This window comes from Curtobacterium sp. Leaf183 (assembly GCF_001424385.1).
GTDB lineage: Bacteria > Actinomycetota > Actinomycetes > Actinomycetales > Microbacteriaceae > Curtobacterium.
In genome coordinates this window covers 273982-299479 of record NZ_LMPO01000009.1, presented here as the reverse complement: position 1 = coordinate 299479, position 25498 = coordinate 273982, and the positions used below count along the sequence as shown (strand labels likewise).

The 25498-nt window shown below is 74.0% G+C and carries 22 protein-coding genes; 10 read left to right on the top strand and 12 right to left on the bottom strand.

The annotated features are described in order from the left end of the window. The 4 genes from ASG04_RS12230 to phoA form a co-directional block, all read left to right on the top strand. The coding region (locus tag ASG04_RS12230) for a CocE/NonD family hydrolase (protein ID WP_235515531.1) at positions 1 to 1882 on the top strand (1882 nt) is incomplete at its 5' end. A 71-nt stretch (positions 1883 to 1953) separates the two neighbouring features. Beyond that, positions 1954 to 2544 carry a TetR/AcrR family transcriptional regulator gene (locus ASG04_RS12225; RefSeq protein WP_056125762.1) on the top strand — a complete coding sequence of 197 codons (591 nt, stop codon included), beginning with the start codon at positions 1954 to 1956 and terminating at the stop codon, positions 2542 to 2544. Between the two features lie 10 nt (positions 2545 to 2554). Continuing rightward, positions 2555 to 2977, top strand: a complete 423-nt coding sequence (locus tag ASG04_RS12220; protein WP_056124677.1) for an SIP domain-containing protein — start codon at positions 2555 to 2557, stop codon at positions 2975 to 2977. A gap of 102 nt (positions 2978 to 3079) precedes the next feature. Beyond that, positions 3080 to 4768, top strand: coding sequence for an alkaline phosphatase (phoA, locus tag ASG04_RS12215; protein ID WP_082518095.1), 1689 nt, complete (start codon positions 3080 to 3082; stop codon positions 4766 to 4768). Between the two features lie 93 nt (positions 4769 to 4861). Here phoA and rfaE2 read toward each other — a convergent pair whose 3' ends face one another. Both rfaE2 and ASG04_RS12205 read right to left on the bottom strand, forming a co-directional pair. Then, positions 4862 to 6343: a D-glycero-beta-D-manno-heptose 1-phosphate adenylyltransferase gene (gene rfaE2 / locus ASG04_RS12210; RefSeq protein WP_056124674.1), complete on the bottom strand. Its 1482-nt coding sequence runs from the start codon at positions 6341 to 6343 to the stop codon at positions 4862 to 4864. Beyond that, on the bottom strand, positions 6340 to 7830 hold the full coding sequence (locus tag ASG04_RS12205) for an aldehyde dehydrogenase family protein (RefSeq protein ID WP_056124672.1): 1491 nt from the start codon (positions 7828 to 7830) through the stop codon (positions 6340 to 6342). The genes rfaE2 and ASG04_RS12205 overlap by 4 nt, the downstream gene beginning before the upstream one ends. Positions 7831 to 8011: 181 nt before the next feature. On the opposite strand from ASG04_RS12205, the gene ASG04_RS12200 reads away from it, so the two are divergent. Continuing rightward, complete coding sequence (locus ASG04_RS12200) at positions 8012 to 9112, top strand: glycosyltransferase family 9 protein (RefSeq protein WP_056124669.1); 1101 nt, start codon at positions 8012 to 8014, stop codon at positions 9110 to 9112. Between the two features lie 222 nt (positions 9113 to 9334). Here ASG04_RS12200 and ASG04_RS12195 read toward each other — a convergent pair whose 3' ends face one another. The 7 genes from ASG04_RS12195 to ASG04_RS12165 all read right to left on the bottom strand — a co-directional run bounded on the left by ASG04_RS12195 (position 9335) and on the right by ASG04_RS12165 (position 16150). Continuing rightward, on the bottom strand, positions 9335 to 10039 hold the full coding sequence (locus ASG04_RS12195) for an SDR family oxidoreductase (RefSeq protein ID WP_056124666.1): 705 nt from the start codon (positions 10037 to 10039) through the stop codon (positions 9335 to 9337). 58 nt (positions 10040 to 10097) lie between these two features. Further along, positions 10098 to 11471, bottom strand: coding sequence for a PfkB family carbohydrate kinase (locus ASG04_RS12190; RefSeq protein WP_056125760.1), 1374 nt, complete (start codon positions 11469 to 11471; stop codon positions 10098 to 10100). A gap of 17 nt (positions 11472 to 11488) precedes the next feature. Beyond that, positions 11489 to 12112, bottom strand: coding sequence for an SIS domain-containing protein (locus tag ASG04_RS12185; protein WP_056124663.1), 624 nt, complete (start codon positions 12110 to 12112; stop codon positions 11489 to 11491). Continuing rightward, on the bottom strand, positions 12109 to 13419 hold the full coding sequence (locus ASG04_RS12180) for a glycosyltransferase (RefSeq protein WP_056124660.1): 1311 nt from the start codon (positions 13417 to 13419) through the stop codon (positions 12109 to 12111). Before ASG04_RS12180 ends, ASG04_RS12185 begins: the two co-directional genes overlap by 4 nt. Next, positions 13416 to 14414, bottom strand: coding sequence for a glycosyltransferase (locus ASG04_RS12175; RefSeq protein WP_056124657.1), 999 nt, complete (start codon positions 14412 to 14414; stop codon positions 13416 to 13418). The genes ASG04_RS12180 and ASG04_RS12175 overlap by 4 nt, the downstream gene beginning before the upstream one ends. A gap of 84 nt (positions 14415 to 14498) precedes the next feature. Beyond that, positions 14499 to 15602 (bottom strand): glycosyltransferase family 9 protein, encoded by a 1104-nt coding sequence (locus ASG04_RS12170; RefSeq protein WP_056124655.1) that lies wholly within the window; start codon positions 15600 to 15602, stop codon positions 14499 to 14501. Then, complete coding sequence (locus tag ASG04_RS12165; protein WP_056124650.1) at positions 15599 to 16150, bottom strand: HAD-IIIA family hydrolase; 552 nt, start codon at positions 16148 to 16150, stop codon at positions 15599 to 15601. The genes ASG04_RS12170 and ASG04_RS12165 overlap by 4 nt, the downstream gene beginning before the upstream one ends. A 98-nt stretch (positions 16151 to 16248) precedes the next feature. Between ASG04_RS12165 and ASG04_RS12160 the strand changes: the two genes are divergently transcribed. From ASG04_RS12160 to ASG04_RS12150, 3 genes are read left to right on the top strand one after another with little or no spacing between them, the layout of a single operon-like run. Then, positions 16249 to 17256 carry a glycosyltransferase family 9 protein gene (locus ASG04_RS12160; RefSeq protein WP_056124647.1) on the top strand — a complete coding sequence of 336 codons (1008 nt, stop codon included), beginning with the start codon at positions 16249 to 16251 and terminating at the stop codon, positions 17254 to 17256. 46 nt (positions 17257 to 17302) lie between these two features. Beyond that, positions 17303 to 17659 (top strand): PRC-barrel domain-containing protein, encoded by a 357-nt coding sequence (locus ASG04_RS12155; RefSeq protein WP_056124644.1) that lies wholly within the window; start codon positions 17303 to 17305, stop codon positions 17657 to 17659. Positions 17660 to 17716: 57 nt separating this feature from the next. Continuing rightward, entirely contained in the window at positions 17717 to 18772 is a 1056-nt protein-coding gene (locus ASG04_RS12150; protein ID WP_056124642.1) for an SGNH/GDSL hydrolase family protein, read from the top strand. 72 nt (positions 18773 to 18844) lie between these two features. On the opposite strand, the gene ASG04_RS12145 is transcribed toward ASG04_RS12150, so the two are convergent. Beyond that, positions 18845 to 19813: a universal stress protein gene (locus ASG04_RS12145; protein WP_056124639.1), complete on the bottom strand. Its 969-nt coding sequence runs from the start codon at positions 19811 to 19813 to the stop codon at positions 18845 to 18847. A 137-nt stretch (positions 19814 to 19950) separates the two neighbouring features. Here ASG04_RS12145 and ASG04_RS12140 point away from each other — a divergent pair, with 137 nt between their 5' ends. Together ASG04_RS12140 and ASG04_RS12135 are read left to right on the top strand one after the other, a co-directional pair. After that, positions 19951 to 20421, top strand: coding sequence for an NUDIX domain-containing protein (locus ASG04_RS12140; RefSeq protein ID WP_056124637.1), 471 nt, complete (start codon positions 19951 to 19953; stop codon positions 20419 to 20421). A 101-nt stretch (positions 20422 to 20522) separates the two neighbouring features. Continuing rightward, a complete protein-coding gene (locus ASG04_RS12135; protein ID WP_056124635.1) occupies positions 20523 to 22796 on the top strand; it encodes a collagen binding domain-containing protein in 2274 nt (757 codons plus the stop codon). Positions 22797 to 22938: 142 nt separating this feature from the next. On the opposite strand, the gene ASG04_RS12130 is transcribed toward ASG04_RS12135, so the two are convergent. Together ASG04_RS12130 and ASG04_RS12125 are read right to left on the bottom strand one after the other, a co-directional pair. Beyond that, positions 22939 to 24312 (bottom strand): MFS transporter, encoded by a 1374-nt coding sequence (locus ASG04_RS12130; RefSeq protein WP_056124632.1) that lies wholly within the window; start codon positions 24310 to 24312, stop codon positions 22939 to 22941. 190 nt (positions 24313 to 24502) lie between these two features. Further along, a complete protein-coding gene (locus ASG04_RS12125; RefSeq protein WP_056124631.1) occupies positions 24503 to 25456 on the bottom strand; it encodes a hypothetical protein in 954 nt (317 codons plus the stop codon). Between the last annotated feature and the right edge of the window lie 42 nt (positions 25457 to 25498).

Below are 25498 nucleotides of genomic sequence, written 5' to 3'. Positions count from 1 at the left end.
CCTGCCGTACCGGCTCGACGACTGGACGGCACCGCGCGACTCGGAGCGACACCCCTGGTACGCCGCGCACGGGTACGCGTCGGTGCGCGTGGACATCCGCGGTACCGGGTCCTCCGACGGGTTGTTCGACGACGAGTACAGCGAGCAGGAGCTCCGCGACGGCGAGGCCGTGATCGCCTGGCTCGCCGCGCAGCCCTGGTCCACCGGGGCCGTCGGCATGTTCGGCATCTCGTGGGGTGGCTTCAACGCCCTGCAGCTCGCAGCCCGGGCCCCCGAGGCGCTCAAGGCGATCGTCACCGTGTGCTCGACCGACGACCGCTACGACAACGACGTGCACTACACGGGCGGCGCGGTGCTCGGCATCGACATGGCGGCCTGGGGCGCGACCATGTTCGCGTTCAACTCCCGTCCGCCCAGGCCGGAGGTCGTCGGCAGCGACTGGGTCGACCGCTGGCGGGAGCGCCTCGACGCGAACCGGCCGATGACGCCGGTCTGGCTGTCGCACCAGACGCGCGACGACTACTGGCGCCACGGCAGCGCGACCGAGGACGTCGGGGACGTCCGCGCGGCGGTGCTCGCCGTGGGTGGGTGGGCCGACCCCTACCGCGACGCGGTGCTCCGGCTGGTCCGCGACGTCGACGCCCCGGTGCGCGGCATCATCGGGCCGTGGTCGCACCAGTACCCGGACCGCGGTCTGGCTCCGGGACCCGCGATCGGCTTCCTGCAGGAGACGCTGCGCTGGTGGGACCGATGGCTGCGCGGCGTCGACACCGGTGTCGAGCGGGACCCGGCGCTGCGGGCGTGGATCAACGACCCGGAGCCGCCCGCGTCGTACTACGCCGAACGCACCGGCCGGTGGGTCGGCGCGACGACCTGGCCGTCGGCCTCGACCGAGCCGCGGACGCTGTCCCTCGACACCCTGCGTGGTGGCCGTGACGGCAGCGTCGTCGTCGACTCTCCGCAGGAGACCGGTGCCGACGCCGGTCGGTTCTTCCCCTTCGGCAACGCGACGGACCTGCCGCCGGACCAGCGCGCCGAGGACGGTCGGTCGGTGTGCTTCGACCTGCCCGTCGACACCGCCTTCGACCTGCTCGGCAACGTCGAGGTCGCGGTGGCCGTCACGAGCGACCAGCCGCGCGCGACGGTCACGGTCCGGCTGTGCGACGTCGCGCCCGACGGCAGCTCGACGCTCGTCACGCGCGGGGTCCTGAACGCCGCCCGACGGAACGGCATGGACCGGAACGACCCGCTGGAGCCCGGGGTCCCCGCGGTGCTGCCCGTCCGGCTCGTCTCGACCGGGCACCGCTTCGTCGCGGGACACCGCCTGCGCATCGCGCTGTCGACCGCGTACTGGCCGTGGGTGTGGCCGCACGGCACCGTGGCGCGGCTGGTCGTCGACCCCGCGGCGAGCACCCTCACGCTGCCGGTCTGGACGGGAGGCGCCGACGACGGGATCGTGTTCGAGGAAGCGGAACGCTCCACGCCGCTCGCGATCACCCGGGTGGCCCCGACCGACCCGCTGCCGCAGCGCACGGTGACGCACGACGTCGAGACGGGGGAGTGGACGCTCGACGTCGACCCTGGATACGGCGGCGGTCGGGTCTACCCTGACGGGCTCGAGTTCACCGAGGACGCCCGCGAGACCTACCGCATCCGCTCCGGCGACCCGTCGTCCGCACGGGCCGACTCCCGGTGGCGGATCGGCCTGGCCCATGACGCGTGGGCAGCTCGGCTCGAGACGTCGTCGTCGGTCACGGCGAGCGTCGACGCCTTCCACCTCGTGAACACCGTGCGCGCCTGGGCCCGCGACGGCGCCGACGCCCCGGAGGAACTGGTGGCGGAGCACACCTTCCACGACGATGTGCCGCGGACCTCGGCGTGAGCGGGGCAGGGGCGCCCGACGAGCGTCCGGTACCCCCTCGGGCTCGGCAGCGGCCGGCGGTGCGGCGTGCGATGATCGTCCGCGCAGCGCGTTCGGTGATCGTGCGCAACGGCCTCGGGGCGACCGGTCTGCGCGACATCGCAGCCGAGGCCGGGGTGTCCGTCGGCACGGTCACGTACCACTTCGCGAGCGTCGCCGAGATCCTCAACGAGGTCGTCGTGCTCGAGACCGAGCGGTTCTACGGAGTTATCGTCGCGGCCGTCGACGCCGAGCCCGACCCGGTGCAGGCCCTGCGGATGCTCGTCGCGCCGCTGTTCGACGACAGCGAGCAGGTCCGGCAGCACTGGCGGATCTGGTCCGACTACTGGACCGCCGTCGCACGTCGTCCCGAGGTCGCCGAGGAGTACGCCGAGCGCATCCGGGTCTGGGAGGCCTGTCTGGTCCGGGTCGTCCGCCGCGGGGTCGACGACGGCACGTTCGACCGCGGTCCGGACGGCATCGACCCGGCCACGGTGGCGCTGAAGACCGCGGCGTACAGCGACGGCGTCGCGACCCAGATCGCCCAGAACGCAGCGGGGCTGTCGAACGCGGTCGCGCTGACGTGGATGTGGGAGTTCCTGGCCCTCCAACTCGGGCTTGTCCCGGGGACCCTGCGGTCCTAGCGTTGGACGCATGCCGATGACGGACGGACAGCCGAGCGAGCGGGTGATGATCGCCGGCGCCGTCGAGGACCTGGCGGAGATCCACCGCCGGCTGGTCGTCCTGTCCGAAGGCGCCTACGGGCAGGTGTTCGTCGAGGTCGCCCTCGCCGAACAGGTCCGCATCCTGCCGGCCCCACCACGGGTCACCGTCACCTGGCTGGTCCGCACCGAGCGGCCGTCGGTCGTCCCGCCGCTCTGCTTCGCCGACCACGGTGAGGCCCTCGCCACCGCGGTCGTGGCCTGGGCGTCCGAGTGGTGCCGACCCGACAGTGAGCCCCGCACGAGCGTGTGGATCGGCTGCTCGGACAGCGTCTGGATCGAGCAGGCCCGCGCCGCGGTGCAGCTCGAGCTCTCCGACGCCGGCCAGCAGGTCCAGGTCGAGTTCGGCGAGTAGCCGCCCGTTCACGAACACGACGTCGTCGGTTCTCCTGGCTGTACCGCGGCACAGACATCCTCGGATGGCACCCGAACGGGGCGCACGACGAGGGGAACCGACATGGAACAGCACCACTCGAAGCGGCGTCGCACCGCGCTGACGCTGGGCGCCGTGCTCATCGCCGGCGCGATCGCGCTGCCCGGCACCGCCGAGGCCGTCGGCCAGCTGGCACTCAACCAGCACGGCGGAGCCCAGCGCGCCGCCGGCGACCAGACCCAGGCCGTGCGACAGGCCGTCAAGAACGCGAACGCGAAGAACGTCATCCTGCTCATCGGCGACGGGATGGGCGACTCCGAGATCACGGTCGCGCGCAACTACCAGTACGGTGCCGCAGGCCGGCTGCCCGGGCTCGACGCACTGCCGCTCACCGGTTCCTACACGACGTACTCGCTCGTCAAGGACGGCGCCGACAAGGGCAAGCCCGACTACGTCACCGACTCGGCGGCCTCGGGCAGTGCCTGGGCGACCGGGACGAAGACCTACGACGGTGCGATCTCGGTCGACATCGACGGCACCCCGCAGGACACCCTCGTCGAGCTCGCGAAGGCCAACGGGCTGCGCACCGGCAACGTCTCGACCGCCGAGATCCAGGACGCGACCCCGGCCGTGCAGGTCGCCCACGTCGGTGCCCGCAGCTGCTACGGCCCCGACAGCACGTCGTGCGGGACCGACGCGCTGGAGAACGGCGGCCTCGGTTCGATCAGCGAGCAGCTGCTCAACGCACGACCCGACCTGACCCTCGGCGGAGGCTCCACCAGCTTCACGCAGACCGCCAAGGCCGGGCAGTACCAGGGCGAGACCCTGTTCGACCAGGCCTCCGAGCGCGGCTACCAGGTCGTCGGCGACGCAGCCGGCCTGGCTGGCGTCCGCCGCGCCGACCAGCAGCGCCCGGTGCTCGGGCTCTTCACGCCGGGGAACTTCCCGACGCGCTACGCACCGACGACCGCCACCGTCGGCGGCGCGGACCAGCCCGCCGTTCGGTGCACCCCGAACCCGGCGCGGCTCGACACCGGGCTCTCGCTCGCATCGCTGACGAACGAGTCGATCGGCCTGCTCAACCGCCCGCAGGCCAACGGCAAGGGCTTCTTCCTGCAGGTCGAGGGCGCGAGCATCGACAAGCAGGACCACGCCGCCGACGCGTGCGGTCAGATCGGCGAGACGATCGACTTCGACGAGGCAGTGCAGGCAGCGCTGGCCTTCGCGCAGAAGGACGGCAACACCCTGGTGATCGCCACCGCCGACCACGCCCACTCGAGCCAGATCGTCGACAACACGCCGCCGACCTCGCTCTCGACGGCGCTCGTCACGGCTGACGGCACCACGATGAAGGTCTCGTACGGCACCGCCGGAGCGGGGTCGTCGCAGCAGCACACCGGCACGCAGGTGCGCATCGCCGCCTTCGGTCCCGGTGCCGCGAACGTGGTGGGACTGACCGACCAGACCGACACCTTCTTCACGATGTCGGACGCGCTGCGGCTGAACGGCGACCTGGCGGCACTGAGCCGTGGTGCCCGCATCGACCTGTCGGTCGGCGCGCCCCGTCCGGGACAGCGGGTCACGCTGACCGGCAGCCGGTTCGACGGCGACCGGCAGGTGCGGGTGCAGGTCGGTTCGACGGACCTCGGCACGGTCGACGTCATCGACGGCACCGCAGCGGTCCGGTGGAAGGCCGTTGCCGGCAAGGCCACGGTCACGTTCACCGGTGTGCAGTCCGGCAAGCAGGCGTCGACGCAGGTGCGCGTCCGGTAGCCGACACCAGGACGGACGGGAGGCCCGGTGCCAGCTGGCACCGGGCCTCCCGTCCGTCGTCCGCCCGCGACCGCGGGCCGCTGGTCGCGACGGTCAGGCGGGGTCGCCGCCGGACGTCTCGCGGATCCGTCGCACGACCGCGCTGGTGGAGTGCTCCGGGACGTAGTCGACCATGACGACCTCGCCGCCGTAGGCACGGACGACGGGGGTCTCGCGCAGCATCTCGGGGGAGTAGTCGCCGCCCTTGACGTAGACGTCGGGGCGGACGCGTTCGAGCAGCGGGATGGGGGTGTCGGTGGCGAACACGGTCACCAGGTCGACGCAGGCGAGTGCCGCGAGGACCCCCGCGCGGTCCTCAGCCGTGTTGATCGGACGCTCCGGTCCCTTGAGCCGCCGGACCGAGTCGTCGTCGTTGAGCGCGACGACGAGCAGGTCACCGAGCTCCTTCGCCTGACGGAGGTACGAGGTGTGGCCGCGGTGCACGACGTCGAAGCAGCCGTTCGTGAAGACCACCCGACGACCGTCGCGGTGGGCGGCCTCGACCGCGGCGGCCAGGTCGTCGTGGTCGACGACGGTCTCGGCGGGGGCCTCGACCGACCGCAGCAGCGAAGCGGTGTCACAGGTCGAGGTACCGGCCTCGCGCACGACCACGTCGGCCGCGGCCTGGGCGAACTGCACGGCCTCGCGCGCGCTCGACCCGACGGCCAGGGCGACGGACGCCGCGGCGCAGAACGTGTCACCGGCACCGGATGCCTGCTGCTCGGACGCCGGGGTGGCGCGCGTGCGGAACCCGCGCTCGTCGCCCGGTTCGAGCAGGACCGTGCCGTTGCGGTCGAGTGTGACGACCGCCGCACGGGCGCCCGTGGCCGCGAACACCGCCTCACGATGGGCCAGGACGGCGTCGGCACGCTCGGCGCCCAGGCCGAGGTCGGTGCCGAGCAGTGCGGTGGCCTCGCCCGCGTTCGGTGTCACCAGGTCGGGTCGCAGGTCGTGCCAGCCCCGGAGGTCGTGGGCGTCGACGACGACGACGTCGGGGCGGTCGCGGTCGATGACGGGCAGCACGGATTCCGGCGTGACGCCGAGCCCGTAGTCGCAGACCACGGCCGCGTCCGCGCCACGGAGCGCACGGGCGACCGCCGCTGCGAGCTGGTCGGTGTGTCCCGCGGTGGGGACGCCGGCCAGGTCGTCGACGCGCACGACGACGCGGTCGCCGCCGACGATGCGGGACTTCGTGGTCGTGGTGGCGCCGGGGACGGCGACCAGGAAGTCGGTCTCGACGCCGGCGGCGGCGAGACGGTCGCGGAGGACCGTGCCGGCCTCGTCGTCACCGATCAGTCCGACCATGCGGACGCGGGCACCGAGTGCTCGTGCGTTCACGGCCGTGTTGGCGGCGCCGCCGGGGACCGCGATGGTCTCGGTCACGCGGACCACCGGGGCAGGGGCCTCGCGCGATACGCGTTCGGCCTCGCCGATGGTCCAGCGGTCGAGGATCGGGTCGCCGATGACGACGACGAGCGGCTCGCGGTCGTCGATGCGGGCGACGACGTCGCGCACGAGACGGACGTCGGCGGTCATCGGTCGTACCCCTCGGCGGCGGCGGTGTCGGGCGCCGAGGGGATGTCGGCTGCGGCGGCGGTCCCGGGTGCGGTCGGGGCGGCGGCGCGCGCCGTCGCAGGCGCGGTCGCCGCCTCGAGGTGCACGACCGTGGTCGTCGTCATCTCATCGAGCAGGTGCGGGCCGTAGCCGAAGCCGGCCCCTGACGCGCCGCGCGGTTCGGCGCTGCCGCCGGGCGCACCGCCGAACACGGCGTTGACCTTGACGGTGCCGACCGGCAGTGTCGCCGCCGCACGCAGCGCAGCGCCGGTGTCGTTCGTCAGCACGGTGGCGGCCAACCCGTAGCGGTCGCCTGCGGCCAGGCGGAGTCCCTCGTCGAACGAGTCGACGACGCGGATGGGGGCGATCGGCCCGAAGGTCTCCTCGGTCAGGGCGAGGGCGTCGTCCGGCACGTCGGTCAGGACCGTCGCCGGGTAGAACGTGCCGGTGCCCTCGGGCACGCTGCCGCCGGTGCGGACCGACGCCCCGCGCGCCACGGCGTCGTCGACGTGCTGCTGGACGAGACCGCGCAGCCGCTCGTCGACGAGGGGGCCGTACTCGGCGGCCGGCAGCGCGGTGCGGCGCTCGGCCTCGGCGACGAGCGCCGCGACGAAGTCGTCGGCGATCACGCGGTGCACGTACACGCGTTCGACGCTCGTGCAGATCTGACCGGTGTTCGCGAACGCCCCGAGCGCCGCCTGGCCCGCCGCCCACGTCGGGTCGACGTCGGCGTCGATGACGATCGGGTCGTTGCCGCCGTTCTCGCGGATCACGTGTGCACGGGTGCCGGTCGCCACCTGTGCGAGTCGGTCACCGGTCGCCGTCGACCCCACGTGCGCGTACACCGCGATGCCGTCCTCGGCGAGGAGCGCTTCGCCCGTGGAGGCGTCGCCGTCGACCCCGACGAGCACGCCGTCGGGCAGGACCTCGGCCAGCAGCGCGTTGAGGCGGGCGATGGTCGCGGGGCACCGTTCGCTGCCCTTGTGCACGACGGTGTTGCCCGTGACCACAGCCGCGCCGAGGATGCCGAGCGCGACGGCGACCGGGTCGTTCCACGGCGTCAGGGCGAGCACGACGCCGCGGGGGTGCGGGATCGTCCAGTCGGCAGCACCGTGCTGGCCGCGCAGGGCCTCACCGCGGTGCAGGGGGCCGAGCTCGGCGTACTGCAGCAGCGTGCCGATGCCCGCCTCGACGCCGCCGATCGCGTCACCCGGGACCTTGCCGGTCTCGCGGGTGTTCAGCTCGGCGAGCTCGTCGGCGTGGGCGCGCAGGTGCTCGGCCGCCGTCCGCAGCAGGGCGCCGCGGTCGGCGGGTGCCGTCCTCGACCAGGTGTCGAAGGCCGCACGGGCACGGGACACCGCGTCGCGGACCTGCTCGGGCGTCGCCAAGGCCGTCGTCGACGCGACCGATCCCGTGACCGGGTCCAGGACGACGATCTCGGTGGTCGTGGTGGGGGCTTCGAGCGTCATGCGGGTCCTTCCAGGACGTCGGCGGAGGTCCGACGGTGCTCCTCCTTCCCTGGGGAGGGTCACGGGTCCGCGCTCCGCGGCTGACGGGCACGCTCCCGGGTGGTCGCCGGTAGACAGGACGACGTGCCGGGGACGCCGGCACGACACCCGGCGGGTCCGCCGGACGAGGGAGACGACGAGCGTGGAACGCATCGGGCAGGGCGGCGACCGGTTCGAGGGGGTCCGCGAGATCGCGGTGCTCCGGGGCGGCGGCCTCGGTGACCTGATGTTCGCGATGCCGGCGATCGAGGCCATCGCCGCCGCGTACCCGGACGCGCGGGTGACCCTGCTCGGGACGCCATCGGCCGAGGCGCTGCTTGACGGCAGGACCACGGCGGTCCACGCGTTCGAGGAGCTCCCCGTGCACCCGGGCGTGCGCGACTCCGGCGAGGGCGCCCCGGACCTCGAGGACTTCGAACGACGACTGCGAGGCCGCTTCGACCTCGCGGTGCAGCTGCACGGCGGCGGCCGGAACTCGAACCCGTTCCTGCTCCGCCTCGGTGCGCCCCATACCGTGGGCACCGCCACCGAGGACGCCGAGGTCCTCGAACGATGGGTGCGCTACGTCTACTACCAGCACGAGGTGCTGCGCGGACTCGAGGTCGCGGCGCTGGCGGGTGCCGAGCCGGTCACGCTCGACCCGCGTGTCACGGTCACGGATGCCGAGAGACGCGACGTCCGTGCCCGGTTCGGCGTCGAGCGGACCCTCGTCGCGATGCACCCGGGAGCGACCGACCCGCGCCGACGCTGGAGCCCGGACCGCTTCGCCGCGGTCGCCGTGGCACGCCTCGCGGCGGGGGACGACGTGGTGCTGGTCGGCGACGACTCCGACCGCCCGGCAGCGGACGCGATCGTCGACGCCGTCCGCGACACGGTGGACGCCGACGCTGCCGCGCGTCTGCACGACGTGGTCGGGACGTTGCCGCTGTCCGAGCTGCCGGCGGTCCTCGGCGCCGCCGACGTGATGGTCGGGGACGACTCCGGCCCGCGCCACCTCGCGGTCGCGGTCGGCACCCGCACCGTCGGGGTGTTCTGGTTCGGCAACGTCATCAACGCCGGCCCGCTCGACCGCGGCCGGCACCGGGTCCACATGTCGTTCGTCACGCGGTGCCCGGTCTGCGGCATCGACGTCACGCAGGTCGGCTGGACTGCCGAACGCTGCGAGCACGACCCGTCCTACGTCGACCAGGTGACGCCGGACCTGGTGCTGGCGGATGTCGAGGACCTGCTCCGCACGCGCTGAGCCCCGGTCCCGCGCGCCGATGGTTGCGCGCGTCCGCGGTCGCGCGCGTCGGCCGAAGTTCCACGACTCGCCGGCCGCACTTCGTCGCGGTCGCACGACGGGACCGTCCGCGGGCGCGAGATGCGCAAATTGTGGAACCGGGGGTGGGCGGTCGGTACCGCCGACCGACGGGAGGCCCGGTGGCAGCTGGCACCGGGCCTCCCGTCGGTCAGCGGGTCGCGATCACGGCCAGCTGGGCTCCGTGGCGGGCATGATCGACATCTCGCGGATCTCGCAACCGGCCGGCTGCGAGAGCGCGAACAGGATCGCGTTGGCGACGTAGGACGGCTCGATCAGGAGCGCGTCCGGGCCGGGCTTGTACTGCTCGGTGCGGTCCGCGAAGAAGTTCGTGCGCATGCCGGCCGGGATGACGTTCGTGACCCCGACCTTGCCGGCCGTCTCGGCCGCCAGCGCCTGCGAGAACCCACGAACGCCGAACTTCGACGCCGAGTACGCGGTGCCGTCGCCGACCCCGCGCAGCGCGAGCGACGAGGCGATCGTCACGACGCGGCCGCGGTTTTCCTCGAGCGTGGGGAGTGCCGCGCGCACGACGGCTGCCGTGCCGAGCAGGTTCACGCCGACGATCTGCTCCCAGTCGGTGGCGGACAGCGCGCCGATGGGTGCCGGCTTGTCGATCCCGGCGGCGGTGACGACCGCGTCCAGGCCCCCGTGGCGCTCGGCGGCGTCCCGGACGGCCTGCTCGGTCGCCGCGGTGTCCGTCACGTCGACCGCGACTGCGTCGACCCCGTCGGCGACGCCCTCGACGCGCAGGTCGAGGACGATCGGGGTGCCACCGGCCTCGAGGACGGCGTCGACGACGGCCGCTCCGAGTCCGCTGGCGCCGCCGGTGACGAGGACGCGGCCGATGGGGGTGGTGGGGACGGGCATGTGGTTCCTTCCGGGTGGATCAGGTTCGTGTGGTCGGTCGGGTTCGTGGTGGGCGCGCTCAGCCGACGGCCGCGAGCGCGGACGCCAGGCGTGTGGTGGAGCGTCCCGGGTGGAACGGCACGGTGACGACGCGCCCGCCCCACTCGGCCAGGGTGACGGCCTCGGGCAGCTCATCCGCGGTGTAGTCGCCGCCCTTCGCCCAGACGTCGGGACGGAAGCGACGCAGTGCCTCGTCCGGTGTTGTCTCGTCGAACACGACGACGGCGTCGACGCAGTCCAGCGCCAGCAGCAGCTCGGCGCGGTCGTCCTGGGTCATGATCGGGCGCTCGGGTCCCTTGAGCGTGCGGACGGAGTCGTCAGAGTTCAGGCAGACGACCAGGCAGTCCCCGAGTGCCCGGGCCGCGGACAGCGTCCGTGCGTGGCCGGCGTGGAGCAGGTCGAAGCACCCGCCGGTCGCGACGACCGTCCCGCCGCCGGCGCGCACCTCGTGCACGACCCGCAGGGCGTCCCGGTCGGCTCCTGGCACCGCGACCACGGCGGGGGCGTCGGCGAACAGTGCGGCGACCCCGCCGGCGGCGAGGTACGCCGACGCGTCGGCCACACCGGCGGCGACGGCGTCCGGGACGTCGGCGCCACCGGCGAGGGCGACAGCGACCCCGGCGGCCAGTCGGTCGCCGGCTCCGCACGGGTCGGCGGCGGTGACGGAGGGCGCCGGCACGAAGCGGGAGTCCATGCCACGCGCGGTCCGACGTCCGACCAGCGCGCCCCGGTCGCCCATGGTGACGGCGACGGCACCGACGTCCCACGCGTCGACCAGGGCCGCTGCCGCGTCGGTGGCGAAGGGCACGCCCTGGCCGGGCAGGTCGGTGAACCGTCGGGCTTCGGCGGCGTTCGGCGTCGCGACGGTGATCCCGGCCACGGGGGTCGCGCCCCTGGGGTGCGGGTCCCAGACGACGGGGGTGGTGGCGGCGGCAGCGGCGATCGCGTCGCGCAGTGCCGGAGCCGCGGCGACCCCACGACCGTAGTCGGCCACGACGACCGCGTCGACCTGGGTCAGCACCGCGGTCATCTCGGCCGTGACCGACGGCACCGGCGGGGTGTCGCAGCCCTCGTCGATCCGGACCAGGGCGTGCTCGCCGACGCGCACGCGGGTCTTCACGGGCGTCGCGACACCCGACGGACCCGCGACGACGCGGACGTCCGGGAGCAGGGCGCGGAGCTCGTCAGCCCGGTCGTCGTCGCTCAGGACGGTGACCAGCGTGACGTCGTGGCCGTCCTTCGCCAGCATCGTCGCGACGAGCCCGGCGCCGCCGGCACGTCGGTCGTCGGTGCGGACGTCGACGACGGGCACCGGAGCGTCCGGGCTCAGGCGTTCGCTGGTCCCGCTGACGTCGACGTCGAGCAGCGTGTCGCCCACGACGGCGATGCGCAGGCGGATCCCGCGGGCGCTCATCGACGGCCCCCGCGTCGGAGCGCCGGTTCCATGGCCTTGCAGAGGGCGTGCACGAGGACGAGTTGCGCCTCCTGCACGTTCGCGGACGGGCCCTCGATGCAGATCGCGTCGTCGACGGTGTCGGCGAGCGGGTTGGGTCGGGCCCCCGTCAGGGCGAGTGCCCGGGCACCCACCGCGCGAGCGGCCTCGGCCGCGCGCAGCAGGTTCGGGCTCCGGCCGCTGGTGCTCAGCAGGACGACGACGTCCCCGGCGCGGGCGTGGGCACGCACCTGGCGCGCGAAGACCTCCTCGAACCCGTAGTCGTTGCCGATCGCGGTGACCGCGGAGGACTCGGCGTGCAGGGAGATGGCGGAGTAGGCGGGCCGGTCCCCGTCGAACCGGCCGGTCAGCTCCGAGGTGAGGTGCTGTGCCTCGGCGGCGGACCCGCCGTTGCCCGCGGCCAGCAGGCGTCGACCGGCGACGAGCCGGGCGGCGATGTCGTCGGCCCACGCGGCGATCTGGTCGCGGTGGTCGACGAGCGAGGCCACGACCGGCACCGAGGCGGCGACGTGGTCGAGCACGGCGCGGGCGCTGTCGCTCAGCTGTTCGGTCGTGCCGATCCCGCTCTGTTCGATGGTCATCGTGCTGTCCTCTCGGTGGCGCGGTCGGGGAACGTGCCCCGACCCGTCGAAGTGGTCCTCGCGGGGAACGGGATGTCGCCAGCGACCCCAGCGACCAGACGCTCGTAGACCCGCTCCGTGTCTGCGGCGACGCGGCTCCAGGCGTAGCGGGACTCGACCCGCGCACGACCGGCGGCGCCGTAGCCCTCGGCACGGACGGGGTCGTCCAGCAACCCCGCGACGGCGGCAGCGACGGCGTCCTCGTCGCGCGGCGGGACGTGCAGCCCGGTGGCGTCCTCGACGACCGTGTCGATGAGTCCGCCGACCCGTGACGCGACCACTGGACGTGCGCACGCCATGGCCTCGAGCGGCACGATGCCGAACGGCTCGTACCAGGGGGCGCACACGACGACGTCGGCGCTGCGGTAGACGGCCGGCATGTCGTCCTGGCCGAGCTGCCCGCGGAAGGACACGTGGTCGCGGACACCGAGTGAGCGGGCCAGGGCGTCGAGGCGCTGGTACTCCGGGTCGTCCGGCAGGTCGGCACCGGCCGTGCCGGCACCGCCCACGACGACGAGTTCGACGTCGCGCCCGGCCTCGACCAGGCGGGCGAGCGCGGCGATCGTCGTGCCGACGCCCTTGCGGCGGACCAGGCGTGAGGCCGTCAGGACGCGGTGCGTCCGTCCGCGCACCTCGACGGGGCCGGTCGGCTGGAAGCGGTCGACGTCGACGCCGCACGGAACGACCGAGATCGCGTGCAGGGGGACCCCGAGCGCCTTGAGCTCGAAGGCCTCGTCGGAGCAGGTCGCGACCACCTGGTGGACCCCGCGGCCGACGGCCGGTTCGACCCACTCGCGCTCCTCGGGACTGGTGTCCGCGGAGCCCTGGTGTCGCCGCTTGACGATGCCGAGCGCGTGGAAGGTCTGCACGACCGGGATCCGGGTCCCACCGGTGCGGACCTGCACCTGCGACACGGCCTCGAGCGCCGCGTGCCCGGACATCCAGAAGTGGCCGTGGACGACGTCCGGTCGGTCGACGAACCACTCGGCGGCGAGGACCTGGGCGAACGTCGCCATGTAGGGGAAGAGCTCGTCCTTCGACACGGCACGGGCGGGTCCGGCGTCGACGTGCACGACCTCGACGCCCGGGCGGAGCATGACGCGGGCGGGCAGCTCGGCGTCTTCCCGGCGCGTGTACACGGTCACCTCGTGGCCGCGGTCGGCGAGTGCGCCGGACAGCGCGGCGACGTGCACGTTCTGCCCGCCGGCGTCGACCCCGCCCAGCACGGCCAGCGGACTGGCGTGTTCGGAGACCATCGCGATCCTCATCGGGTGCTCCCTTCCAGAGCGGGGCTCGGGCTGCGTCCCGCGCGCCTGTGGCGCGTCACGACGTCGTCGAGCAACCCGTCCCAGTCCCCGAGGAACCGGGCGAGCGAGTGTCGTGCGAGCGCGGCTTCCCGGGCGACGGCGCCACGTCGGCGCGCCTCGTCCGGGTCGTCGACCAACAGCCGGGAGGCCCGGGTCAGCTCCGCCACGTCCGTCGCGATCGCGCCGGCCTCGGCGGGCACGGTGCGCGCCGCGTCGGTCGTCGCGAGGACCAGGACCGGCATGGCCATGTGCATCGCCTCGATGAGCGACAGCCCCAGCGAGGTCCAGCGGTTCGGGTGCAGGTACGCCCGACGCTCGGCCAGGGCGGCGTGCATCGGGTCCGGCTTGACGTCGCCGAGCCCGACCAGGCGGTCACCGAGTCCGAGGTCGGCGAGGCGCTCCGTCCCCATCCCGAAGACGTCGACGGGGGCGACCGCGGCGAAGCGGGGGAGCAGGTCCGTGCCCACCACCCGGTTGCGCCGCACCGGCTCGTTGATCACCGCACCGAAGCGCTCCAGTCGTCCCGAGTACAGCGGCCCCGGGTCGACCACGCCGTGCTCTACGACCGTGGTCCGCGCGGAGCCGCAGTCCCACATCAGCGCGTTCCAGTGCGTCACGTGCGCGATCGTCATGTCGGCGTGGTCCCGGAAGGGGTGCAGGCTGTTGGGCACGTCGACACGGGGCGCGTTGTGCTCGACGAACACCGTCGGCACCGAGCGGCCGCGCAGCAGGGTCGCGGCGACCTCGGCCTCCTCGGTGCGCTGCAGCACGACCAGGTCGACACCGGCGTCCGCGACGTCCTCGGGCGCGATCTCCACGACGTTCGGCCAGTCGCGTCCCCCGGTGCCGAGTCCCCAGCCGTCGCGGGCGGCGGTGGTCGGGACGAGGTACTCGTGCGACCCGCGGACGAACGCGTCCATCCAGCCGCCGTGGACGTGCCAGACGAGGATCCGCATGCAGTCCCTTTCGGTCGCGCTCCGTGCGGATCGGGCGGGTTGCCGGACCGTCAACAGCAGGAGCAGGAGGAGCAGTGCCGCACGCTACGCACGCGCTTCTGGTGTCCTTCGCAGACTGCTCGGCTTCATCCGCAGAGCGCGCCCGACCAGGCGACCGTGTGCCGCGAGGACGTCCTCGGGGGTCACCGACGACAGGCACGGGTGTCCGGGGACGGGGCACTCGCGTGCGCGACTGAGCCGGCACGCGGCGCCCTGGTCACCGAGCAGTTCGACGTGCTCGGCGTACGGGGCCCACTTCATGGCGGGCACCACGGGGGAGAACAGGCTGACGATCCTCGCGCCGACCGCCGCGGCCAGGTGGGCCGGGCCGGTGTTGCCGACCACGACGACCTCGGCGCCGGCCAGCACCGCCGCGAGCTCCGCCGGGCTGGTCCGCCCGCCGAGGTCGAGCACGGTGGCGTCCTCCGGCGCACCCGCGGCGACGGACGCCGTCAGCGCCCGTTCCCCGGGCGAGCCGGTCACGACGACCGGGATGCCGAGGTCGCCGTAGGCGGCGACGAGCGCCCGGTGGTGCTCGGGCGGCCAGGACCGCGCGGGGACGCTCGCGCCCGGGTGGACCACGACGTAGCGGTCCAGCGCAGCCACCTCGGGTGGCGCCGCGGCGTCGTGCCGCACCACGAGCCTCCCGTCGTCGTCGGCCGGCAGGCCGAAGCCGGCCGCCTCGGCGATCCGCAGCGCGCGCCCCGGTTCGGGGAGGTCCTCGGGCAGGTCCTCGCCGGGCCGCAGGCGTACGTCGAGCAACGAACCGGGGTGGTCGACGGACGCACCGGACACCCGTGCGACGCCCGCCAGCCGCAGCAGCACGGCCAGCGGCAGCGGCGACTGGTGGAAGGACGTCAGCACGACGGCCTCGTCGATCCGCTCCTCGTCGACGAGCGCCCGGAACTCGTCGAGCAGGGCGTCGTCGAGCGGCCGCGCGGTCTCCGTGACCCACGGCGCGGCCCACACCCGCACCCGGTCGATCCCGGGCAGCAGCTCGGCGGCGGGGGCCCCCTGCGGGCCGCAGAGCATCGTGACGTGCGACGCACCGGCCGCCACCGCGCGCACGGCCGGACCAGTGACCAGCACGTCGCCGAACGAGTCGAGGCGGGCGACCAGGACCCGCGGGCCCCGTCGGTCGTCCGTCACGCTGACGCCGCCCGCACGTGCGCCAGCACGAGGGCGACGGCGTCCTCGATGGTCGCGGCGACGGTCGGGGCGGCAGCGACCTCCTCCGGACGCGTCCGCGGTGTCGGGACGAGGACCGACTGCGCGCCCGCGGCTGCGGCGGCGCCGACGTCCGCGCCGATGTCGCCGATGACGACGAGTTCCTCGACCGGCACGCCGAGTCGCTCCGCAGCCTGGAACACCAGACCCGGGCGGGGCTTGCGGCAGGCGCAGTCGTCCTCCGCACCGTGCGGGCAGACGCACCACACGTCGAAGGGACCGACCAGTTCGTCGACCCGCGCGTTCGTCGCGTCCACCTGCTCGCGGGTGGCACCACCGCGGGCGATCACCGACTGGTTCGTCACGACGCCGACCGGCAGCCCGGCGGCGCGGGCGCGCTCGACGGCACGACGTGCACCCGGGACGGGGACCACGCGGTGCGGGTCGGCGTTGTAGGGGACGTCGATGACGAGCGTGTCGTCACGGTCGAAGAGGAGACCGCCGACTGCGCGGTCCACGGAGAGAGCCATGCGTCCGACATACCGGAGACCGCCCGGACACGCCGCCAGGAAGGCCGCCGGACGCGACCGTCGTCCGCGCCCGGGGCCGCACCGCTAGCGTCGAGCGGGTGACCGCCCTCGATGCCCTCCCTCCGTCCGACGGCCGCCCCGAGCTCGTGGTGCTGCGTGCCATCAAGCTCGGCGACCTGCTCGTGGCGGTGCCCGCACTGCGCGCGCTGCGTCGGGCGTTCCCCGACCACCGCATCAGCCTGGCGACGACCGCGTGGCTCGCCCCGGTCGTCGAGCTCGTGCCCGCCGTCGACGTGCACCTGGCGCAGCAGGGCTTCGACCACCCGATCGGGGTGCCGGCCGGCGTCACCGACGTCGCGGTGAACCTGCACGGAGCCGGCCCCGAGTCCGAGGGGCTGGTCGCCGCACTGGGGGCGCGGCGGGTCATCGGGCACGGCGGCAGCGACGGCCCGCCCTGGAACGACGGGCCGGTCAACGAACGCGAACGCTGGGTCCGTCTGCTCGAGGCCCACGGCATCCCCGGCGACCCCGACGACGTCGGCATCGACCGGCCCACCGCGCCCGCGGTCGTCGCGGACGCCGCCGTCGTGCACGTCGGTGCGTTCCACGGCGCGCGGCACTGGCCGGTCGACCGGTTCGCCGAGGTGGTGCGCGGTCTGCGCGAGCGCGGACACCACGTGGTCCTGACGGGAGGCTCGGCGGACGTCGAGCGCGCCGCAGCCGTCGCCGAGTCCGCCGGGCTGCCGCCGGAGGCGGTCCTGGCCGGTGTGCTCGACCTGCAGCCGTTCGCGGCCGTGGTCGCGGAGGCCCGCGTGGTCGTCACGGTCGACACCGGCGCGGCGCACCTGGCCTCCGCCTACGGGATCCCGTCGGTCGTGCTCTTCGGACCGGCGCCGCCGGAGTCCTGGGGTCCGCCGGCGTCCGGCCCGCACGTGGTGCTCACGGATGCGTCCGTGCGGCGTGGCGACGTGTTCTCCGAGGAGCCCGACCCGGCGATCCTGGCCGTGCACCCCGCCGACGTGCTCGGCGCGGTCGACGGGCTCGGGGTCTCCGCGCCGGCTGCGGCAGCGGACGGCGTGCGGGCGGGGTCGGGGACCGACCGGTAGCGTCGGTTGGACGGACCCGGAACGCCCGGGCCGTGGAGGGAGCACCGTGTTCGAAGCGGCCAACATCCGGGACTGGATCGGCATGCCGGTCGTCGACGAGAGCGACGACAAGGTCGGGAACCTCGAGAGCATCTACTACGACACCGCGACGTCCGAGCCCGCGTTCGGATCGGTCGCGACCGGGATGGTCGGCTTCCAGAAGCTCGTGTTCGTCCCGCTCGTCGGTGCGACCGTCGCGCCGAAGCACCTGCGCGTGACCTTCCCGAAGAAGCTCATCAAGGACGCGCCCTCCATCGCGACCGACGGCGAGCTCGAAGCCGACACCGAGCCGGTGCTGTTCCAGCACTACGGGCTCGAGTACCGCACCGGCAGCGGCGGAGAGCGTCGACTCGGCCGACGCTGAGCGCCGAGACGGTAGCCTGACCGCTTCCGTCCGACGTCCCGTCCACCCGAAGGTCACGTGCTGTTCAGGTCCGCCCGCTCCCTGCTGCTCCTCGCAGTGGCGGCGTCGGTCGTGCTCGCGGCCGGGGTCCTGCCGACGTCCGGTGCCACGGCAGCGCCGCTCTGGCCGGTCCCGCAGCCCTACCGGGTGACCGCCGACCCGGTGGAGTCGCTCGCGGGACTGCCGCCGGGCAGCGAGTACGTCGCGCTCGGGGACTCGTACTCCGCCGGGTACGGCCTCGGTGACCCGACCGGGCTCCCCGTCTCCGCGTGCGGGCAGTCCGCCCAGGACTACCCCCACCGGGTCGCGGCCCGGTTCGGACTCGCGTTGCACGACGTCACCTGCGGTGGCGCGACGACCGCGGACATCCTCGGCGGGCACCAGTTCCGGGGCGTCCCGCCACAGATCGAGGCACTGTCCGCCGACACGCGGCTGGTCACCGTCACGATCGGCGGCAACGACGCGGACCTGTTCGGCACGGCCGCGGCGTGTCTGGCGCTGTCACCGGCGGGTCCGGTGTTCTCCGGCCGGGATGCCCCGTCGTGCCGCAGCACGCTGGTGCAGGACGGCGTCGACCAGCTCGGGGTGAAGATCCGGTCGCGGGTGGCGCTCGGCATCGCAACGGCGTTGGCCGCCATCCGGAACGCCGCCCCGAACGCCCAGGTCGTCTTCCTCGGCTACCCGGCCATCTTCCCGGACGCCGAGCACACCCCGGCCAAGGGGTGTTTCCGGTCCGCGCTCGACCTCGGCACGCTCACGGGCTCGTTCCCGGCGAACTCCTACCCGTTCACGAACACCGACGTGCGGTACCTGCACGGTGTCCAGCAGGACCTCGACGACGTGGCGCGGTCGGCTGCGGCCGCGGCCGGCGTCCGCTACCTCGACGTGTTCACGTCGACGCTGTCCCGGTCCGCCTGCGCCCGGCAGGGGGCGCTCGTGTCCGGGGTGACGCTCGACTCGACCAACGGGCTGCGACGGATCGACCTCGAGCCGGGGGCGCTGCACCCGAACCGGTCCGGGGTGGCGTACCTGGCGCGTCGGGTCGAGGCTGCGGTCCGCAGCGCCGCCGGCTGAGCGCACCGCGTCGAGGCGTGCGGCCGGGCGCACCGCGTCGAGGCGTGCGGCCGGGCGCACCGCGTCGAGGCGTCAGGCCGTGCCGACCGGGTCGGCCTCGGGTTCCGGTGACCGGGTCGACCGCGATCGACCCCGCGACCGCGTGGGTGTCTCGTGCGCGGTGGCCGGGACGACGCACACGGGTGCGACGGAACGGCGGAGGACGTCGCGCAGCACCGAACCGGACAGCACGTGCACGTGTCCCTGCCCGAGCACGACCAGCGATGCCGTGCGGGTGTGGGCGACGATCGCCGGACCCGGGTGACCCTCGACCAGCAACGACCGGACGCGGACCCCCGGGGCACGTGCGACCAGCCGGTCCGTCGCCCGCTGCAGCAGCGCCTGGCTCTCCCGGCGCCACCGGAGGGGGTCCTCGGCGAAGTCGGTCAGTCCGGTCCGGGTGACCAGCGGCATCTCCCACGCCCGCAGCAGTGTCAGTCGTCGGTGCCGCCGGGACGCCTCGGCGACCGCGATCGCGACGGCCCGCTCGTCTTCGGGTTCGTCGACGGCCAGGACGACGTCGCCGTCGATCGGGTCCGGGCCGTCGGGCAACACGACGGTCGGGACCGCGGCGCGCTCGGCGACCCGGGCCGGCGCGGAGCCGAGGGTCGAGCCACGCCGGCTCCGGAACGTGCCGACGACGAGCAGGTCGCCGCCGCCGGACTCGGCCACGAGCGCAGCGGCGAGCGGACCAGCGTGCCGGACGACGTCGACCTCGACGTCGGGCAGCGCCGCACGGGCCGCCTCCGCGACCTGCTCGGCCACCCGGCGACTGCCTGGGCCGACGCGTCCTTCCGGTGGCGGGTCGTCGCGTCCTTCCGGTGGCGGACCGCCGCGTCCGTCCGGTGGCGGACCGTCGCGTCCTTCCGGTGTCGGGTCGACGTCGACGACCCGGAGCCGCTCGAGGTCCGTCGCGGCGTGCGCGACGACCCAGCGCAGCGCTTCGTCGTGCGGCCGTGCGGCGTCCGCTGCCAGCGTGACGGTGGTCCAGTGCTCGTCCATCCCGATCGACCTCCCGTGGTGAGATCCGACGGGGCGTCTCGCGGCGCTCCTGCGGGCGAAGTTACTCCGCGCGGACCGACAGCACCACGCGGTGCGCTGGGGGTCGTCTGCGAGGACCGCGAGCGTACGTTCACGGCATGGTGCAGAGCGCGGGGGTGATGCTGTGGCGGACCGCTCCGTCCGGCGGCATCGAGGTGTTCATCGCCCACATGGGCGGGCCGTTCTGGCGGCGGCGTGAGCGGGCCTGGTCGATCCCGAAGGGCGAGCACGACGCCGTGGAGGACCCGCTCGACGCCGCCGTCCGCGAGTTCGGCGAGGAGATCGGGGTCGCGGTGCCCGACGTCCCGCTCGTGCTGCTCGGGACCTTCCGACAGGCCTCCGGCAAGCGCGTCACGGTCTTCGTCGGGCAGGCGCCGGACTTCGCGGTGGCCGCGGTGTGCAGCAACACCGTCCGACTCGAGCTGCCCCGGGGCTCGGGCCGGTCCGTCGAGGTGCCGGAGGTCGACGACGCGCAGTGGGTGCCGATCGAGCGGGCGCGCGGCCTCCTGGTGGCCGGGCAGGTCCCCGCGCTCGATGCGCTGGACGTGCTGGTGTCCTCGGCGGGGTGACGGCTTCGTCACGGAACGGTCGCGAACCGGACAGCCGTGCCGCGTGCTGGATAACCTGAGCGAGCGTCGAGGCAGGCCGTCGCGCGAACAGGGGAGAACACATGCGCCGGTGGCGGATGATCACAGCCGGGTTGATCGGGATCGTGCTCAGCGCAGGGCTGGCGCTCGGAGGCGCGACGAGTGCGTCGGCAGCCACCGCCGGGCACTGGGGTGCTTTCGAGGTCAGTGGGACCGCCCGTGCCTACACCGGCTCGGTCGCGCTGCCCGGGTTCCCGGAGACGACCTTCACGTCGAGCTCGCGACAGGCCCAGGTGATCAGCGGCGCCACGACGGGACAGGGACCGGCAACGCCGCCCGGCGCGGTCTACGGCAACAGCCGGTACAACACCTACCTGAACCAGCGGCCGGCATTCGATCGCCCTGACGCGCCGGCCGAGACGACCTACACCTTCGCTGGCGGCACACCGGGTGCCGGCGGGTGGTCCTTCGTGCTCGGCGACATCGACGCCGACCAGGCGACGATCTCGGCGACCCTGGCGAACGGGCAACCGGCGCCCATCGCCGATCTCGGCTACCAGGGTTCGTACAACTCGTGCTCGACGGTGTCGCCCGGTGGGTGGAGCTGCCCGCCGGACCCGGGCGGGGTCGCGCCCGGTCAGGACACGCCGACCTGGGACCCCACCACCGGCGTGCTCATCGGCAACACGGCGGCGAACGACACGGCAGGGGCATCGGCGTGGTTCACGCCGACTGTTTCGCTGGGGACCCTCACCATCACCTACCAGCAGCGCAGCGGCCTGCCGGTCTACCAGACCTGGTTCGCCAACAAGACCTCCTCGCTGTCGGGCGCCGCGCGGCTCGACGGCGCGCCGCTGCCGAACACCGTCGTGACCGTGACCGCGCCGAACGGCTCCGAGTACACCACCACGACTGACGACCAGGGCGCGTACTCCTTCGACGCGCTGACGCAGGCCGATGGCTACCAGGTCGCGATCGCGACCCCGGACAACGCCACCGTGCAGGCCGCACCCGGCATGGTCTCGCTGCGCGGTGACGTGACGAACGCCGACTTCGACTTCCTCACCCCGCCGGGAACCGTCGCCCTGACCGGCACGGTGGTCGACACCGCTGGCACGCCGGTCGCCGACGTGCCCGTGACGATCACGGACCCCGCAACGGGAGCAGTCCTCGCCGAGACGGTGACCGACGGCGACGGCTCCTACACCGCGTCCGGGCTGCCCGCGGACACCGCCGTCGTGGCCAGCACGACCGGGGCCACCGCGGTGCCGGTGACGACCGGCGCGGACGGAAAAGCCACCGTGGTCGCCCAGCCGCTCGTCATCCAGGCCGCACTGTCGACGATCAGCGGGCGGGTGACCCTCGACGGGACTGCCCCGAGCGACGCCGCGGTCGTGGAGCTGGTGCAGGGCGACCAGGTCGTCGCGACGACCGAAGCCGACGCCGACGGCACCTACGAGTTCCGGGTGCTCCCCGGTGACTACACCGTGCGGACCGCGGCTCCCGTGCCCGGTGCCGACGGTCCCACGGAGACCTCGGTGACCACGACCGCCGGGGGCACCTCGACGGCGGACTTCCCGTTCGTCACGCCCGTGCCCGTCACGGTCTCGCAGGCGGGATCGGTGACGTACACCGACGGCACTCCCGTCGGGGGCACCACCGTGACCGCGCGCCCGGTCGACGCGGGTTCCGGTGCGGTCATCGTCGTCACCACGAACGCCGACGGGTCCTACGACCTGACGGGTCTGACCCCCGGTACCGACTACCGGATCACCGTGGACGGGACCGACCCGCAGCTCGTCACGACCGTCGCCACCGGCGCCGCTCCGACGCCGGCGGACTTCGTCCTCCCGCTCCCGACCGTCGACCAGCCCGGCACCGTGAACGACGCCGACGGCGCCCCCGCGGCGGACGTCGAGGTCGTCGCCACCCCGACCGGCTCTGGCGAACCGGTGACCGCCACGACCGACGCCGACGGTGCGTTCGACCTCGTCGGCCTGCAGCCTGCGACGGAGTACTCGGTCGTCGCCGGCAGCGGTGCACAGGCGACCGACCCGCAGGTGGTAACGACGGTGGCCGCGGGCGCGACGCCCACTCCGCTCGCGTTCGTCCTGCCCGCGGCTGTGGTCACGCCCACGCCGACCCCGACGCCCACGCCGACCCCGGCTCCGGCTCCGACCGTCCCGCCGGCGGGGGCGGGCTCCGGCGGATCGGGCGTGAGCGGTCCGCTCGCCTTCACGGGTGCCGAGATCGCGCCGGCGGCGATCGCTGCCGGCATCCTCGTGCTGCTCGGCGGCGGGCTGCTGACCTTCCGCGCCGCCCGCAACCGCCGTCGGACGGAGCACCTGCAGGACTGAACCCGCGCGACCGGGCTGCGCCGGGCCTCCCGGCCGACCCGGACCTGGTCGCCGCACCGCGGAACGGACACAGCACCACGGATCGACGTGGTGCTGTGTCCGTTCTGTGGTTCTGTGCCGCTCGGCGGTCACAGCGCGCGCGTCAGCGCGTGCGGTGCGTCCGCGTCGTGCCGGTGATCGTCGCGACCGAGCCGGTGACCGTCTGGATCGCCCGGCTGATCGTCGGGATCGACGTCGTGACGACGGCCAGGGAGGACGTGATCGCCTCGATGGACGAGGTCGACAGGTGCTCCTGGTGCGTCGAGTGCATCGGGAAGCCCCGGCGCGCCGCGACCACCACGCCGAGCGATCCGAGCAGCACCACGGCCCCGGCGACCGGCAGCATCTGCAAGCCCGTCAGCCCGAGCACCTGCCCGCCGATGGCCGCACCGCCCGCGATCCCGATGTTCGACGCGCCGTTGACCAGCGCTCCGGCGATGTCGGGGGAGACCCCGCCCGTGCGGATCGCCGCGGCCATGAACAGCGTGCCGGTCGTGCCGTTCGCCGCCATCCAGACGCCGGCGACGACCATCGTGCCGAGGAGCGACCCGTGCACGAACGGCAGCGCGACGAACGCCGCGGCCATCGCGGCCACGGCTGCGATGAGCGTCTGCCGTGGGGCACGGTCGACGAACATGCCGGCGAGCCAGAGTCCGATCACCCCGGTGCCGCCCAGCACGAGCAGCGCACCGCTCACGAGACCGGCGTCCAGCCCGGCGTCGATCACGTACGGACCGATGTACGTGTAGACGACGTAGTGCCCCGCGAAGAGCAGCAGGTCCGCCGTGACCACCGCGAGCAGACCGGTGCGAGCCCAGGCCTTCGGTGACCCGATGTGCGGCGACGCGGTGCCGGCGACCGCCGGCAGGAACGCCGCGGCGACGACGGCCAGGACGGCGGCGCACACGGCGACGGCCCCGACGGCCGGCCGCCAGCCGATCGACTGCCCGACACCGGTGGCGAGCGGGACTCCGACGACGAACCCGAGCGAGCTGCCTGAGTACACGAAGGCGATCGCCCGTCCGGCCAGGCGGGGCGGCACGATCCGGGTCGCGTAGGCCGAGGCGACCGAGAAGAACAGCGCGTGGGCGACACCGCCGACGACGCGGCCAGCGCAGACCACGGCGAACGAGGGCGCGAGCGCGACCATCAGGTTCGACACGGTGTACCCGACGAGCGTCGCGACCAGGACGCCCTTGCGGGGGAGTCGAGCGGTCAGCGACGTGAGCGGCAGCGCGAGCAGGGCGACGGCTGCGGCGTAGACGGTGATCACGATGCCCATGGTCGACTCGGACACGCCGAGGTCCGAGCTCATCGTGCCGAGCAGCCCGACGGGCATGAGCTCGGTCGTGATCGCGAAGAAGGTGGCGAGACCGAGGACGGCGATCCCGACGATCGCCTTCGAGGTCAGGACAGACGGGGTGTGGAGCGACGTGGTGCTGGGCGTGGTGCGGGTCGACGCGGTGTTCGTCGTCATGGGCTGACCTCCTCGGGGCGTGGCGGAGCGCGCGACGGGACGTCTCGTCGACGACACCACGACCAGGAGGGTCGGGCTGCGCGCTCGGTGTGCGGATGTGTGGTTGGTCACTCCACGGCGAGTGCGATCAGACCAGTCTGACACGAGGTCGTCGGATTGTCACGGGAGCGCTCCAACGCCGCCAGGAGGCTCAGAACGACTGCGCGACCCGACCCTGGACGCCGCCGCCGGACAGCTCGAGCGTCAGGGTCCCGCTCAGCGACTGCGCGGTCATCGACACCGCCCCGTGCAGGGCGTCCTCGCGGGGGAAGCACGCCGTCGACGCCTCCATCCGGTTCGCCGTGGCGACCAGGCAGACCGTCCCCCGGTCAGTGCCGACGCCCGCCCACACGTTCCACGGCGTCGCCGCGTCGTCACCGCTGAGGGAGCGGTTCGTGTAGATCAGCCGGGTGGAGTGCAGGCGCACCGGGGCCTCGAGCGACCCCGGGATCTGGTCGGCGTAGGTCTGCGGCGCGTCGAGCAGCTGTTCCAGCGTCACCGTGCCGGCCGTCGGGGTCACGGACGGTGACGACGGGACCGCTGGGTGCACGGTCCCGATGACGAGTCCGGTCCCGAACGCGACCACGATCGCCGCGGCCAGACCGCCGGCGACCCATGGCCGCGTCCGCGCGCTCCGGAGGACGCGGACGGCGCGGTCACGGGCCCGGATCCAACCGCTCGGCACGTCGGCACCGTGGCCGGGTCCGCCGGACGGGAGGCCCGGGTCGCCCTGGTCGGGAGCCGTCGCCTCCGCCCCGTGGTCGGTGAGCGGCGGGACGGCAGCGGTCCCGGGCATGTCGCCCGGCAGGTCGTCGTCACGTTCGGCGTCGACGGGCGGGCCGTCGACCATCGACGCCGGCGCCTCGGCGCCTTCCGGGGACTCGGCGTGCTCCGAGGACCCGGCGCGTCCCGGGGTTGCGGGCGCGACGCTCGGCGTCACCGACGCGGCGGACCCGGGCCGGACGGTGCGCGGCACGGGGCGGCGTCCGAGGTCGGTCAGCGCGATCCGGGCCCGTGCCGCCTCGGTGGGCGTCGACCCCGAACCCCAGGCGATCTCCTGCAGGCGCGCGCGTTCGCGGTCGGTGTCGCGGTCGTCGGCGGCCATGCGCACTCCCGGTGTCCGGTCGATGCTGTCTCGAGATCATCG

Excerpts from the sequence above, each read along its gene's own strand:
- ASG04_RS12225 (WP_056125762.1), top strand. The coding sequence starts at position 1,954 with ATGATCGTCCGCGCAGCGCGTTCGGTGATCGTGCGCAACGGCCTCGGG.
- ASG04_RS12220 (WP_056124677.1), top strand. The coding sequence starts at position 2,555 with ATGCCGATGACGGACGGACAGCCGAGCGAGCGGGTGATGATCGCCGGC.
- phoA (WP_082518095.1), top strand. The coding sequence starts at position 3,080 with ATGGAACAGCACCACTCGAAGCGGCGTCGCACCGCGCTGACGCTGGGC.
- rfaE2 (WP_056124674.1), bottom strand. The coding sequence starts at position 6,343 with ATGACCGCCGACGTCCGTCTCGTGCGCGACGTCGTCGCCCGCATCGAC.
- ASG04_RS12205 (WP_056124672.1), bottom strand. The coding sequence starts at position 7,830 with ATGACGCTCGAAGCCCCCACCACGACCACCGAGATCGTCGTCCTGGAC.
- ASG04_RS12195 (WP_056124666.1), bottom strand. The coding sequence starts at position 10,039 with ATGCCCGTCCCCACCACCCCCATCGGCCGCGTCCTCGTCACCGGCGGC.
- ASG04_RS12185 (WP_056124663.1), bottom strand. The coding sequence starts at position 12,112 with ATGACCATCGAACAGAGCGGGATCGGCACGACCGAACAGCTGAGCGAC.
- ASG04_RS12180 (WP_056124660.1), bottom strand. The coding sequence starts at position 13,419 with ATGAGGATCGCGATGGTCTCCGAACACGCCAGTCCGCTGGCCGTGCTG.
- ASG04_RS12175 (WP_056124657.1), bottom strand. The coding sequence starts at position 14,414 with ATGCGGATCCTCGTCTGGCACGTCCACGGCGGCTGGATGGACGCGTTC.
- ASG04_RS12165 (WP_056124650.1), bottom strand. The coding sequence starts at position 16,150 with ATGGCTCTCTCCGTGGACCGCGCAGTCGGCGGTCTCCTCTTCGACCGT.
- ASG04_RS12145 (WP_056124639.1), bottom strand. The coding sequence starts at position 19,813 with ATGGACGAGCACTGGACCACCGTCACGCTGGCAGCGGACGCCGCACGG.
- ASG04_RS12140 (WP_056124637.1), top strand. The coding sequence starts at position 19,951 with ATGGTGCAGAGCGCGGGGGTGATGCTGTGGCGGACCGCTCCGTCCGGC.
- ASG04_RS12135 (WP_056124635.1), top strand. The coding sequence starts at position 20,523 with ATGCGCCGGTGGCGGATGATCACAGCCGGGTTGATCGGGATCGTGCTC.
- ASG04_RS12130 (WP_056124632.1), bottom strand. The coding sequence starts at position 24,312 with ATGACGACGAACACCGCGTCGACCCGCACCACGCCCAGCACCACGTCG.
- ASG04_RS12125 (WP_056124631.1), bottom strand. The coding sequence starts at position 25,456 with ATGGCCGCCGACGACCGCGACACCGACCGCGAACGCGCGCGCCTGCAG.